This is a genomic window from Bartonella refiksaydamii, from assembly GCF_902652675.1.
GTDB classification, from domain to species: domain Bacteria; phylum Pseudomonadota; class Alphaproteobacteria; order Rhizobiales; family Rhizobiaceae; genus Bartonella; species Bartonella refiksaydamii.
The window spans coordinates 1-12808 of sequence record NZ_LR736291.1; the positions used below are offsets into that span (position 1 = coordinate 1).

At 37.4% G+C, this 12808-nt stretch carries 11 protein-coding genes, 1 tRNA gene and 1 pseudogene; 6 read left to right on the forward strand and 7 right to left on the reverse strand.

Annotation, left to right across the window (positions count from 1 at the left end; all coding sequences use genetic code 11):
* Window positions 1-563: 563 nt before the first annotated feature.
* Window positions 564-637 (reverse strand) — tRNA-Met (locus GQO39_RS01735).
* Between the two features lie 169 nt (window positions 638-806).
* Here GQO39_RS01735 and GQO39_RS01740 point away from each other — a divergent pair.
* The gene (locus GQO39_RS01740) at window positions 807-1763 is read left to right on the forward strand and encodes a Gfo/Idh/MocA family protein (protein WP_156850687.1); all 957 of its coding nucleotides are present in this window, start codon (window positions 807-809) and stop codon (window positions 1761-1763) included.
* A 49-nt stretch (window positions 1764-1812) separates the two neighbouring features.
* Window positions 1813-2928 (forward strand): DegT/DnrJ/EryC1/StrS family aminotransferase, encoded by a 1116-nt coding sequence (locus GQO39_RS01745; RefSeq protein WP_156850688.1) that lies wholly within the window; start codon window positions 1813-1815, stop codon window positions 2926-2928.
* A 180-nt stretch (window positions 2929-3108) separates the two neighbouring features.
* On the opposite strand, the pseudogene GQO39_RS01750 reads toward GQO39_RS01745, so the two are convergent.
* Together GQO39_RS01750 and GQO39_RS01755 are read right to left on the reverse strand one after the other, a co-directional pair.
* Window positions 3109-3759: pseudogene (locus GQO39_RS01750) on the reverse strand (hypothetical protein).
* Window positions 3760-3785: 26 nt separating this feature from the next.
* Window positions 3786-4382, reverse strand: a complete 597-nt coding sequence (locus GQO39_RS01755; protein WP_156850689.1) for a DUF1134 domain-containing protein — start codon at window positions 4380-4382, stop codon at window positions 3786-3788.
* A gap of 216 nt (window positions 4383-4598) precedes the next feature.
* Between GQO39_RS01755 and chpT the strand changes: the two genes are divergently transcribed.
* Window positions 4599-5237: a histidine phosphotransferase ChpT gene (chpT, locus tag GQO39_RS01760; protein WP_156850690.1), complete on the forward strand. Its 639-nt coding sequence runs from the start codon at window positions 4599-4601 to the stop codon at window positions 5235-5237.
* 128 nt (window positions 5238-5365) lie between these two features.
* On the opposite strand, the gene ctrA is transcribed toward chpT, so the two are convergent.
* A complete protein-coding gene (gene ctrA, locus GQO39_RS01765; RefSeq protein ID WP_007553502.1) occupies window positions 5366-6067 on the reverse strand; it encodes a response regulator transcription factor CtrA in 702 nt (233 codons plus the stop codon).
* A 566-nt stretch (window positions 6068-6633) separates the two neighbouring features.
* Here ctrA and GQO39_RS01770 point away from each other — a divergent pair.
* Window positions 6634-7020: a flagellar export protein FliJ gene (locus tag GQO39_RS01770; RefSeq protein WP_156850691.1), complete on the forward strand. Its 387-nt coding sequence runs from the start codon at window positions 6634-6636 to the stop codon at window positions 7018-7020.
* Between the two features lie 132 nt (window positions 7021-7152).
* Here GQO39_RS01770 and sciP read toward each other — a convergent pair whose 3' ends face one another.
* The gene (sciP, locus tag GQO39_RS01775; protein WP_007553500.1) at window positions 7153-7428 is read right to left on the reverse strand and encodes a CtrA inhibitor SciP; all 276 of its coding nucleotides are present in this window, start codon (window positions 7426-7428) and stop codon (window positions 7153-7155) included.
* A 349-nt stretch (window positions 7429-7777) separates the two neighbouring features.
* Between sciP and mnmA the strand changes: the two genes are divergently transcribed.
* Complete coding sequence (gene mnmA / locus GQO39_RS01780) at window positions 7778-8986, forward strand: tRNA 2-thiouridine(34) synthase MnmA (RefSeq protein ID WP_156850692.1); 1209 nt, start codon at window positions 7778-7780, stop codon at window positions 8984-8986.
* A 72-nt stretch (window positions 8987-9058) separates the two neighbouring features.
* Here mnmA and GQO39_RS01785 read toward each other — a convergent pair whose 3' ends face one another.
* On the reverse strand, window positions 9059-9874 hold the full coding sequence (locus tag GQO39_RS01785; protein ID WP_156850693.1) for a TrmH family RNA methyltransferase: 816 nt from the start codon (window positions 9872-9874) through the stop codon (window positions 9059-9061).
* A 717-nt stretch (window positions 9875-10591) separates the two neighbouring features.
* On the opposite strand from GQO39_RS01785, the gene GQO39_RS01790 reads away from it, so the two are divergent.
* On the forward strand, window positions 10592-11500 hold the full coding sequence (locus tag GQO39_RS01790) for a cation diffusion facilitator family transporter (RefSeq protein WP_156850694.1): 909 nt from the start codon (window positions 10592-10594) through the stop codon (window positions 11498-11500).
* Window positions 11501-11733: 233 nt separating this feature from the next.
* On the opposite strand, the gene GQO39_RS01795 is transcribed toward GQO39_RS01790, so the two are convergent.
* A complete protein-coding gene (locus tag GQO39_RS01795) occupies window positions 11734-12636 on the reverse strand; it encodes a metallophosphoesterase family protein (RefSeq protein WP_156850695.1) in 903 nt (300 codons plus the stop codon).
* Window positions 12637-12808 lie beyond the last annotated feature (172 nt).

A 12808-nucleotide genomic window follows, 5' to 3' on the forward strand; every position in this document is an offset into this window, starting at 1 on the left:
CCAAAGGGGCAAGTTCAACCTTTGATCGATCATGATGAGGAATAGGTGCAACTTGTACCAATTGCTCAAAGAACAATAGAACCAAGTTGATCCTATTGCATGAGTACAGCAATAGGGTAATGTTTACCCAATTCCTCAAAGGAGCAATGGTGCAAACATTGCACAATTGCATACTGAAAAGCAATTCGGTCAAGTTGACCGAATTGCTTAAATATTTTTCTCTTTAATAATGTGCTTAGAATACAGAAAAATTATCACTCAATTCATTTTAAAAGAGGTCACTGCATCTTATAAATGCCGCGTCTCAAATAATCCGACTCTGGCTCAAGAAATCATCATCTCAAATTGCGACTTTTAGGATGAAGAGAAAAGATGCATTAAAGGGTCTTTAAATACCCTCTGAAAGGTCTTTGAAGACCCTTTGAGAACCCCTTAAAAAACTTTTGAAAAAAATAAATTGGTACAAAACCTAGTGGCAAAATATACAAAACCTGCCGTCAAGCTACAGCCGTCAAGCTACAGTCAAGCTACATCAAGCTACAATCAATCTGAAAAAAAGACGGTAGCGGAGGAGGGATTTGAACCCCCGACACAAGGATTATGATTCCTCTGCTCTAACCTACTGAGCTACTCCGCCAAAATAGAAAGATATGATTGCAACTTATATCATCCTTTGCGGATATAAGAGGTAGAATAGTGAGATGTCAAGCATCGTTTTTAAGCTTTTCTCTTGTCATTCTGTTTCATCCTCGATATGGAATGAATGGGAGTATGTTTTTTATATGATGAGTAGGGTAAGGCATAAAATGGTGCCACGTGTAGCGGTTTTAGGATGCGGTTCTTGGGGTGAAAATCATATACGTACACTTCAAGAGCTTGGAGCTTTAGTCGCAGTTTCTGATATAGATGTTGAGCGCTCTGCGCAGTTTGCTTCTATGTATGGCGTTAAAGCCATTGCGCCCAAAGATCTTTTTACTCATAAAGATATTGATGCGCTTGTGTTGGCATTGCCTCCGCAATTTCATACAGAAAATGTTCTGCGTGCTGTTAAAAATGGTAAAGACGTCTTGGTTGAAAAACCAATAGCCTTGAATATTTCTGATGCTGAACGTCAAGTGCAGGTTGCCGGTGAATATGGGCGCATTTTTATGGTAGGGCATATTTTGCGATTTCACCCTGCTTTTGAAAAAATATGTGAGTTGGTGGCAAAGGGAGAACTGGGGGATGTGCGTTATATTTATTCTCATCGATTAGGCTTTGGCAAATTTCATACACAAAGTGATGCTTTATGGGATCTTGCTCCTCATGATCTTTCAATGATTTTGACTTTGACAGGTTGTGAACCTTCTGAAGTTCGCGGAGAGGGGGCTGCTGTGGTTGATAAGCTTTCTGATTTAGCACATGTTCATATGGTCTTTCCCAATGGTATACGTAGCCACCTTTTTGCTTCACGTCTCAGTCCCTATCGTGAAAGGCGCTTAACAATTGTTGGTACAAAGGCTATGCTTGTCTTTGATGATATGAAGCCGTGGAGCCGTAAATTAGCGTTGCATCCTTTTATTGTTTGGCAAGAAGGTAAAGAGTGGAATTTTAGCACGGATGAGCTGAATTACATTGAACTTTGTGAAGGTTTGCCGTTAACTTATGAATTGCAGCATTTTCTTCATTGTATTGAGACGCGTCAAGCACCTCGTACAAATGGTAATGAAGCTGTTGCTGTTTTAAGAATTTTGACTGCTGCTCATATTAATTATCATGGATAAAAGAGATGAGTAGTGATTTCACACGGGTATAACTATCAATGGAGTTAATATGCAATTCATCGACCTTGCAGCGCAGCGCTTGCGCATCGAAGATAAAATTAATAATGCAATTGCACATGTGGTCTCCAGCGGTCAATATATTTTAGGGCCGAAGGTAACGGAATTTGAAGATCGCTTAGCAGATTATCTTGGTGTCAAGCATGTAGTTGCGTGCGCTAATGGCACTGATGCGTTGAAAATACCTCTTATGGCTAAAAATATTGGTTCAGGTGATGCTGTTTTTTGTCCTAGTTTCACGTTTTCGGCAACTGCTGAAGTGGTTGCTTTGGTAGGTGCTGAACCTGTTTTTGTTGATGTTTTGCCTAATACATTCAATATTGACGTTGATAAACTTTCTGAAGCAATCGAAATGATCAAAAAAGAGGGGCGTCTCAAGCCAAAGGCAATTATTGCTGTTGATTTGTTTGGGCTTCCTGCTGATTATACGCAAATTGCTAAAGTGGCAGCAGAGGAAAATCTTTTTGTTATTGAAGATGCTGCGCAATCTATGGGGGGAAGAAACGGTAATATTATGTGCGGAGCTTTTGGTGATGTGGCTGCGACAAGTTTTTATCCTGCTAAACCATTAGGGTGTTATGGCGATGGGGGTGCTATGATGACAAATGATGATAATTTAGCAGTACTTTTACGTTCTATTCTGTTTCATGGTAAAGGTGAAACACAATATGACAATGTGCGTATTGGTATGAATTCACGTCTAGATACCATTCAGGCTGCAATTTTGCTAGAAAAGTTTGTTATCTTTGAAGATGAGATAGAAAAGCGTGTGGACATTGCTCAATACTATTCTAATAATTTAAGAGATATTGTCACAGTTCCAGAAGTGGAAGAGGAAGAGCGTTGTGCCTATGCACAATATACTATTAGGGTGGAAGATCGCGACAAATTAAAGGATTATTTACAGGAAAATTCTATTCCTACAATGATTTATTATAAAACTCCATTACATAAACAGTTAGCTTATAAACACTTTCCTTATGTAAAAGGTTCTCTTTCAGTTTCTGAATCTCTGGGAAATTGTGTTTTAAGTTTACCAATGCACCCTTATTTGACGAAAACTGATCAAGATATGGTTATTCAGCGAATCAGAGATTTTTATCTTTAAAGTTATTATTTTAACGGTGAGTTTTATTTCAGTTATGCTTTAAAAGGTGCCCTTTGTGTTTTAATTAAAAAATAAAGTTAAAATTAGCGAGAGTTCTGTTAAGAGGGGCGCTCATATCTTGTAAAGACTGTTTCAATATTAATTAATCCCAATATTTTTTAAGTCATTTTAAAAGGCAACTTATGTAAGAGTTTTTTGGGAGATGCGGTGCATTTTTTTGCGAATACGTGCTGCTAGGTCATTATTGCTTTTGGAGCTTTTGATCAATGTGTTGATGGGTGATGATTCACCCTCCTGTAGTGCTATTTGGACAGCTAATGTTGCTGCTAATTCTTTTGTTTCTTCACGCAGTTCATCTAGGAGTTGATGGCACGTTGTGGTGTCAAGTCCATTGGTTTGAATTTTTTGTAAACGTTGCTGATAATGGGCGATTTTTTCACGCATAGTTTTGATTTCCATTATGAAAGTGTTTGTTGTGATAACATTTTATTCGATTGGAACAGTTTTTTTGGAGGAAGACGAAGTGTTTTGTGTGGAGAGATTTAATTGATGAAGTTGTTCTGTTACTTGGCTAAGTTGTATTTTTTGTCTAGCATATTTTTTTTGCAAAGAGTCGTATTTTTGTTCACAACGTACTAGTTCTACAGCGTGTTGAGCACAAAGAAAATCATAGTTTGCTTGTATCTCAGTGTGTGATGACGGAATTTGTACAGAAACAACTTTATGTGCAAAATGCAGAGCTCTACGCCAAATAAGAGGAGCAAGAAGCACAAGCAACCAAGAAGTGGAAGCGACTCCAAGAATAAAAAAAAGAAATGATTGTATAAGCATAAATTTCCTTTTCAATGAGAGTTCGTTTAAAATGGATTCCATGTCGGTTTGGGTGTTAATTTTAAATATCCTATATTAATGCCAAGACGTGCGCCAATTCCTGTACGTACTGGAATTAGCAAGACATTGTGCCGCTTGAGGACATGAAAGCCAACACCTGCAATTAAATAGGCCGAACCTGAAATACCACCATAGCGTCCCCATAAATTATTTATATTATTAAGGTCGTAAACTAAGATCATTAAACGGGAACCTTGTCCGCCAAAATCCCATCCTACAGAAGGTCCTTGCCAAAAAACTTTATACTGACCGTAGTTTTTGGTAAAAAGCTTTCCTTCGCCATAGGTTAATCCAGCAAAGAAAGCACCAGAAGCTTCTTCCCCTAAAATATAGGCATTTGGATGACCGTATTGTGAAAAGATATTTTGAATTGCTACTGCTATACCGCTGGTAGTTTTTCCAAAAAAAGTATGACCAGAATCGATAATTTCTTGTAGCGAATAATGGAGTTGGTTTTGTTCTATTGGTCGGAGTTGGGCATTTGCAGTGTTTATGATTACGAATAAAAGGAAGATCATAGATACAATACTTTTGTACCTGCGCGTTAGAAGAAAGAGAGTCATAGAGTTTTTCCCTTTTATTAGTTACAAACAAAAAGATAATATTAGGATTTTCATTCTATTCAAACAAAAAATAAGATGTAAGGTTATTTAAATTCTTGAATTTGTTTCTGAAGAAATTTTTAGCGTAATTGTTAAAGCATCTCATATGTATGCATTGGATGTTAAGAATTTTGCTTTAAAAGGAAGCTTATTTTAATCTAGGAGTTCTCAATAATTATGACGTTAGCTGTTGCTTTGAAGCCTATGGATCTTGCTGCTTTGCTTTGTAGCCGTATTTGCCATGATTTGATTTCACCCGTTGGTGCTATTCAAAATGCAATGGAGCTCTATGATGAAGGGGGAGCTGAAGAAGATGCTTTGCAATTGGTGCGTTGGTCCGTTGCGAGTGCTTCTGCACGTCTACAATTTGCGCGATTGGCTTTTGGTTTTGCAGGAGCAAGTGGGGGACAAATAGATACACGTTCTGCTGAAAAAGTTGTTCAACAATATATGAAGGAAGAAAAAGCAATTTTAAAATGGCAAGCTCCTGCTCTACTTTTACCAAAAAATGAAGTTAAACTTTTGCTTAATTTGTTATTGATTGCAAACGCAACGATTTCTCGTGGGGGAGAAATTGTGGTTATGATTTTGCAAGATGAAAATGAACGTTTTTTTCGATTTGAGATTTGCGGGAAAACTTTACGTATTCCTTCTCATTTTATTGCGTTATATAATGGGAACATTCAGGAAGAACTTATCGATGCTCATGTCATCCAATTTTATTATACAATGTTACTTGCTGAGATGACAGATATGAAAATAAATATCGAAGAAACTGACAGTTGTGTTATTTTGGAAAGTGTGAAAAAGCTTTAAACAAAATAAAACTACTTAAGCCATGTAAAAAGAGGGTTTAGATTGTATTAGTGTGCGAGCCTTTATTGTCATAGAGAAAAATCTCGGCCCGCTACACTCCGAGATTTTACAATGTGCATTTTCACTGTTTAAGCGGTTTGACGTACGTTTTCTTCAACTGGATCACGTAACACATAACCACGTCCCCAAACTGTATCGATGTAGTTCACATGAGAAGAGACCGCTTCCAATTTCTTTCGCAATTTACAGATAAAGACATCGATAATTTTAAGTTCTGGTTCATCCATCCCACCGTAGAGATGATTGAGAAACATTTCTTTGGTAAGTGTAGTACCTTTGCGTAGAGAGAGAAGCTCTAGCATTTGATACTCTTTACCAGTTAAATGAACGGGACGCCCAGCAACTTCGACCGTTTTTGCATCAAGGTTAACGGTAAGATCGCCGGTAACAATAACCGATTGTGCATGCCCTTTAGAGCGACGAACAACTGCATGAATACGCGCAACGAGCTCATCTTTATGGAAGGGCTTTGTCATATAATCATCTGCACCAAAGCCAAAACCACGTACCTTGTCTTCAATGGCATTCATGCCGGAAAGGATGAGAACAGGAGTTTTTATTTTTGCTAATCTTAAGGTCCGCAAAACATCATACCCTGACATATCAGGGAGATTCAAATCAAGCAAAATGATATCATAATCATAAAGTTTACCTAAATCGACTCCTTCTTCACCTAGATCAGTGATATAGACATTAAAGTTTGCTGACTTTAGCATTAACTCAATGCTTTGAGTAGTTGCTTTATCATCTTCAATTAGTAATACGCGCATCTTAGATCCCTCACTTTGCTCCTCCGAATCAAAAGGAGCATTTTTATTTTATAACAGTTGGTAAAACCACTGTTTATAAAAAACAATTCATAAAATCAAACACTTACAATACAAGTGTTTATGAACATTTCAGTAGTACGCGCAACAAATCACCACTGAATTCCCCACTATCTATTATAGTGGTTAACAAAATATTTTTATTTTTGAAAGAGGCTATAAAATTATTTTAGAAAAATCGCACATTTTTTAATTTAATAAAAAAATCAAGTGCTTTTTCCGATAACTTTGGCTTAAAAAAATTTATAAAAGATTATTTTGAGTTACTTTTTTACAATTTCAGTGTTTATTTACGGAGCTTTAAGTCTCTGCATTCTACAATGGGGGTGAAAAGTAAAGAAATAGTTATTTCACTTTAAGGCAGATTGTGTTTGCAGGTGCTTTGAGAGGAGAAAAATTATAATTTTGAGTCAGGAAATACACAGTTTTCATCAGAACGAGTGTAATGAAAAATATATGTAAGAGTGTGGAAGCAAATTTTGGGTTGGCGCAATCAAGGAGTAGAAAGTATGAAGCCACGGGAAAGTATGGTGCAATTGAGGATGTTTCAAATGCGTGGGAAGCATCGTGAAGTTGCACAGCTTGAGATGATGATCGCAGAGTTTGAGCAAATGGTGTTAGAATTGGAAGCGCAAATTATTAACGAAGAACGTAAATCTGGAAATAATGATGTTCACCATTTTGCTTATTCTGCTTTTGCTCGTGCAGCACGACAGAGGCGTGATAATCTTATAAATTCGATTCGTGATTTGCAGCTTCAAAAAACAAATGCTGAAATTGCTCTCCATGAAGTTAAAACAGAGTTGCAACGCGCACAGCTTTTGGAGACGCGGGAAAAGAAGGCAAAAATCGATGATGATTGTATTTTAGTTCAATCTAATTCAATGGCTGGATGATAGAAATTTTTGTTTGAAAATCAATTTGTTAAGATGTTTATGCGCTGAAAAGATAAAAACAGCCAAACTTGATAAAAGCTTGGCTGTTTTAAGGGTATTATAGAGCCGATATTGAATCATTATCAGTAGTAACTAATGCCTGTAATGTTGGATTCTGGTCGTTCGTAATCCAGCTAAACCGTGTTCATCTATCAAACTTTGCCATGAAAGAAATTCTTCTACGGTCAAAGTATAGCGTTGACACGCTTCATCAAGACTTAACAATCCACCCCTGACAGCCGCAACAACTTCAGCTTTGCGACGAATTACCCAACGCCGTGTTGTTTTCGGCGGTAGATCGGCGATTGTAAGTGGACTTCCATCTGGCCCAATAACATATTTCATTTGTGCTTTTATCAAAGTAGTCATTGTATCCTCTACTTTAGTCAAGGACTTGATTCGTTTGTAAAACATGAAATTTAAAAAAGAGCTAAACACCTTGAAAAAAAATTAATAAATTAAGCCAATAGGTCAAAATATGGTGCAGAGTGAGGTGCATAGAATGGTCTATTACCATGTTTTTGTTGCATTTTTTAAAAAACAAAAAGGATTTTTATTGTGCCTTATTTTTATCACTCTTTTTTCGTTTGCAGCTTCTTTAAAGTAAAGTTTACACTACTGGTTGTGGAGAATATAAAAAAGCTATAAAAAAGGACAAGTGACAGAGTGCACATAGGAAAATGAGCAAAAAGATGCGCATTTCAATAGAGAATGAAACATGTTTTTGAACAGTCTTGATTTGCCAAGCAAACCTGAAAATTCCCGCATTGTTGTGGCAATGTCTGGTGGGGTTGATTCATCTGTTGTTGCAGGTCTTCTAAAAAAGGAAGGGTATGATGTCGTTGGGATTACTTTGCAGCTTTATGATTATGGTGCTGTAACACATCGTGTGGGGGCATGTTGTGCCGGACAAGATATTGAAGATGCGCGTCGCGTGGCAGAGACACTGGGAATACCTCATTATGTTCTTGATTATGAAGAGCGATTTCGCGAAGCTGTGATTAATCCTTTTGCAGAAAGTTATGCACATGGAGAAACGCCCATACCCTGCGTGGCATGCAATCAGACTGTCAAGTTTGCTGATTTATTAGTAACTGCGCGCCAATTAGGTGCGGATGCTTTGGCAACAGGGCATTATATTCGCTCGCGTCCCAATGGAATACATCGGGCACTCTTTCGTCCTCTCGATATTGATCGCGATCAGAGTTATTTTCTTTTTGCAACGACACAAGAGCAGATTGATTATTTGCGTTTTCCCCTTGGTGATCTTCCAAAAGCACGTGTTCGTGAAATAGCAGCAGAAATGGGATTTGTTGTTGCTAATAAGCATGACAGCCAAGATATTTGTTTTGTTCCACAAGGAAAATATTCTGATGTTATCACAAAATTACGTCCAGAAGCCGCTAATCCTGGGGTTATTGTGCATATTAATGGACAGGTTTTAGGAAAACATTCGGGGATTGTTAATTATACTGTTGGTCAGCGTCGTGGTATTGGTGTTGCAACGGGTGAAGCGCTTTATGTGATTTATCTCGATGTAGAAAATGCGCGTGTTGTTGTTGGACCGCGTGAAATGTTGGAAACATATAGGCTTTTTTTGCGTGATGTAAATTGGCTTGGTGATGAGCAATTAGATAATTTCCCTTCTGATGGTGTTGAGGTTGCCGTAAAAGTTCGTTCAACACGTCCACCCCATCTTGCTCGCGTATATTATCAAGACGGTGTTTTTTCCGTTGAATTGTTGGAGCGTGAAAACGGTGTGGCACCAGGGCAAGCTTGTGTTTTTTATAATGGAAAAGGTGATGGAGCACGTGTTCTTGGAGGTGGATTTGTTACTCATTCAGAACGTGCTGCCGGTGCTGAAGGGATGTTGAAGCGCGTTTTGTGCAATCTAGAAACAAAAGCTACTGTCTCTTCCAAAATTTAAACTACCATTTCTTATAAATACAAAGTGGCATTTTCATCGGATATTTTTTACAAATTAAAGTATTATCAATCTTTAAGAGAGTTTATCAAAATCACTAAAATGGGCGAGTGCAATACCTGATTCTGTGGCAACATTGAGGCTGTCGAAGCCATGAGCCATCGGAATATGTAAGGTGTCTGATTTTTGTAGTACATGGTTTGGTAAGCCATCCCCTTCTGTTCTCAAAATAAGGGCTGTTCTGTTTGTTATTTTTGCTTGCTTGAGAGTGTATGGGCTAGAGGGAGAAAGCGCATAAATATGAAAGTCTACATCGTGTAAAGCTGTTATAATGTCATTAATATCGGCGCCTTGTGTGTAGGGCGTCTTGAGAGCTGCACCAGCAGAAACTCTGATTGATTCGCGGTAAAGTGGATCGCATGAAGTTTTATCAACGATAATGCCATTACTGGCAAAGGCAGCTGCATTGCGAAAAATAGCACCCATATTATCGTGATTAGAGATGCCACACAAAACCAGAATCAAGGCTTTTTCTGGGAAATCTTGTAAAAAATTTTGTAATGATAGTAGCGTTTTGCGTTTACCGATACCGAGCACACCACGATGAACATGGAATCCCACGACATTATCCATAACTTTTTGTGAAATGCAATAAATGGGACATGTTGGCTGTGTTTTTCCTAAAAGGGGTATAAATCCAGGAAGACATTCTGTCACAATAAGCAGAGAGAGAGCTGAAAACTCTTTTGAATGCAACAATGCCGACAATATTATTTTGCCTTCAGCAATAAATTGATTTTGTCGTCCAACAAGATCTTTTTCACGGATATTGTGATAGTCTCTCAAACGTGGATCATCAGTTTCATAGATTGTGGTGATATTCAAATGCATATGGGGCTTTAAAAGTTCTTTTTTCTAAATTGCCGGATGTTAAATATTTGCTTTATTTTTGAAGAGAAAGACGAAAAAAACATTATTTTAAACCTAGGGTAGAATTTATGTTGACATGATACAACCATTGATATATAAAGAAAGCACCGAGGGCGGTACAATGTGTTTTGTTTTCGCATCGGGTGCAGGGTTTTAGGTCCCCGCTATTTCCTGAGCTCTGCATACCCTTAATTTCTAAGGGAAAAGAATCTGGGTCCCCAATGCCCAGATTCTTTTTTTTGGTATTCTTTTTTCGTTCCTGAAAATGGTTTTTAAGTTGTTTTAGCAGTCATATTTTTTGATACAGTTGAAGTATAAAATTGCAACAGAACGCTAAGCGGTCTTTTTATGCTTCGCACGATTATGTCGATTTGTTAAATGGTTTTATGATCATAAAAAATTGAATTATGATGCGTACAAATGATGCATTTGAGAAAAATAACAGGTGATTTTTCTTAAGGGCTGTTAGTTTGAGTTATATCCATGTTACTTCCGTTCCTTGCGTTATATTGTATAATCATAGGGCAGTTATTGCAATAACAATGGTAGGTTGAGAGAGTCATTTATTGTATTGTAAAACTTCTGTGATATTGAAGAAATATTGGTGTCATGTCAAAAATATCATAGGGATATTGTGAGAAGTGTTAGGTTTTATTGCGTGAAGAAGAGGGTGTGGTTATGGATGTAAGAATCAATATACAAAGCTTGACCTTATACTCTATTTTCGTCGCTTGTATCGTTTTTGCTCTGAAATATTGGGCATATTACATTACTGATTCTGTTGCACTTTATTCTGATGCCTTAGAATCCATTGTAAATATACTTGCTGCATTGGCAGCATGGTGGGCTGTTAAAATCAGTATGAAGCCGGCAGATCATGATCATCCTTTTGGACATCATAAGGCGGAATATTTTTCTGCGATTCTTGAAGGAATCCTAATCATTATCGCAGCAATTATTATTTTAAGAGAAGCATGGGTTGCTCTTTCAACCGTGAAATTATTGCAAAAGCCTGGGATATGGCTTGTTATTCATCTTGTTGCAAGTGTTATAAACTATATGTGGGGTTGGATTTTAATGAAGCAGGGAAAAATTCACCGTTCACCAGCTCTTAAAGCTGATGGAATACATTTCATAACAGATGTTTTTACGTCACTTGCTATTTTAATTGGTCTGGTTGCTGGTTTTGTGGGTGGATGGAGTGTTTTGGACCCGATTTTAGCGATAATTGTTGCCGTTAATATTCTTTTACAAGGCTGGAAGGTGATTAGGAGTGCTATTCAAGGCTTAATGGATGTTGGAGTTGAATTAAATGAAACGATGCGAATTCGTGAGCTTATTTCTGCAAATGCACATGGTGCACTTGAAGTGCATGATTTGCTTACGCGTATCTCTGGTAGAGTCACTTTTATAGAGTTTCATTTGGTTGTCCCAGCTGCAATGTCGGTGGGAGAAGCTCATCAAATTTGCGATAAAATTGAAGGGGTTCTTCAAAAAGAATTTGATAATGTGCGTATTTCTATTCATGTCGAGCCTGAAGATGAAGCTAAGTTGCCTCTAGGTACAACGGTGATTCCTTTTATATAAAAAAGATTTTTCCCAATTATCTGTAGTAACGTAAAATATTGAGTTTCAGGATAGTGATATAAAGCCTGATGGAATAGACTCGAAAAGAATTAATCTATAGTCAGATGGGTAGTTAAAAATTTCTTTCTTTTAGAGTGAAGAAGAGGCTGAACTATTATTTAGAGGGATATGAACAAAAAGATATTTTCGTTTTTTGCTTTTTTTACAACTTTTTGGCTATTCTTACAGAGTGTTTAAAGATTAATTATTTCAGTACACGTTATTTCATTTTTTTTATTGATAAGATTATAGCGTTGCAACTGGCAGTTCCAACGATGGTGAAAACGCTCAATGGCAAATAAATTAAAACCTGCTGGTGGTTTTTTATCACCAAAAGCTTGCGATGCGGAAGCAACACCAACAATAGGAATTTTTCCTATTGTTCCTTCAACGGTCTTTAGTGTGGGTAAATGGGTATGTCCGTGAAGAACAAGTTCACAGCCATGATGTTTGATAACATCTAGAAAACGTTCGATGCCCCATAACTTTTTATGCCAAGAGGTTGCATGATGAAAGGGAGGATGATGTATCATGACAACACGAAACAGATTGCGTGCTGTTGCTTCGTTTAAAAATTGCGATAAAGCTTGCGCTTGCATTTTACCAAAATAACCAAAAGCTTGAAAAGGTGGTGTAGCTATGGCTGAGGATGCCCCTATAATAGCAATATTTTTGCGAATACGCATATAAGGAAAGGGAAAGGCATTTTGAGGAGGAAAATCATCTTTGATCCAAGGTTGGAAGAGAGTACAGGCTTTTAGGAATGCTCCACGGACATAGGCGTCATGATTACCAAATGTTAAAGAAATATTTTGAGGCTGTCCTTGCTTAAGCAACCAATTGTGTGCTTGTTCAAGTTCTTTGTCGAGAGCAAGATTGACAAGATCTCCAGAGATTACAAGATGATCAGGATTTGTTTTTTTTAAGGTGTCCATTAAAGTTTCTAGGACATTTGTTGCCATTTGGCTCTTACGTTTTCTTTGCCAATTAAGATAGCCAGTAAGCCGCTTGCCAAAAAGTTCAAATAAGGAAGGTTGCGGTAGAGGTGAAAGATGCACATCCGATATATGGGCAAGATAAAACATAGATGTTAGCATAGCGTTGAAAACAAGTTAGGCAATAAAAAAGATTGTAAAACAATCCAGTGCATTTGGGAAGTAAGATGGGATTGTGAAATAAAAAACAGTTTGTCATAAATGTCAAAAAACTTTGGGGAATTTATGCTTCATTGGTTTTTGAATGACAAAAAGGGAGTATGATACTCCATGT

What these genes read in the sequence shown, in the direction of transcription:
- GQO39_RS01740 (WP_156850687.1), top strand. Translation starts at nt 807, where the DNA reads ATGGTGCCACGTGTAGCGGTTTTAGGATGCGGTTCTTGGGGTGAAAAT.
- GQO39_RS01745 (WP_156850688.1), top strand. Translation starts at nt 1,813, where the DNA reads ATGCAATTCATCGACCTTGCAGCGCAGCGCTTGCGCATCGAAGATAAA.
- GQO39_RS01755 (WP_156850689.1), bottom strand. Translation starts at nt 4,382, where the DNA reads ATGACTCTCTTTCTTCTAACGCGCAGGTACAAAAGTATTGTATCTATG.
- chpT (WP_156850690.1), top strand. Translation starts at nt 4,599, where the DNA reads ATGACGTTAGCTGTTGCTTTGAAGCCTATGGATCTTGCTGCTTTGCTT.
- ctrA (WP_007553502.1), bottom strand. Translation starts at nt 6,067, where the DNA reads ATGCGCGTATTACTAATTGAAGATGATAAAGCAACTACTCAAAGCATT.
- GQO39_RS01770 (WP_156850691.1), top strand. Translation starts at nt 6,634, where the DNA reads ATGAAGCCACGGGAAAGTATGGTGCAATTGAGGATGTTTCAAATGCGT.
- sciP (WP_007553500.1), bottom strand. Translation starts at nt 7,428, where the DNA reads ATGACTACTTTGATAAAAGCACAAATGAAATATGTTATTGGGCCAGAT.
- mnmA (WP_156850692.1), top strand. Translation starts at nt 7,778, where the DNA reads ATGTTTTTGAACAGTCTTGATTTGCCAAGCAAACCTGAAAATTCCCGC.
- GQO39_RS01785 (WP_156850693.1), bottom strand. Translation starts at nt 9,874, where the DNA reads ATGCATTTGAATATCACCACAATCTATGAAACTGATGATCCACGTTTG.
- GQO39_RS01790 (WP_156850694.1), top strand. Translation starts at nt 10,592, where the DNA reads ATGGATGTAAGAATCAATATACAAAGCTTGACCTTATACTCTATTTTC.
- GQO39_RS01795 (WP_156850695.1), bottom strand. Translation starts at nt 12,636, where the DNA reads ATGCTAACATCTATGTTTTATCTTGCCCATATATCGGATGTGCATCTT.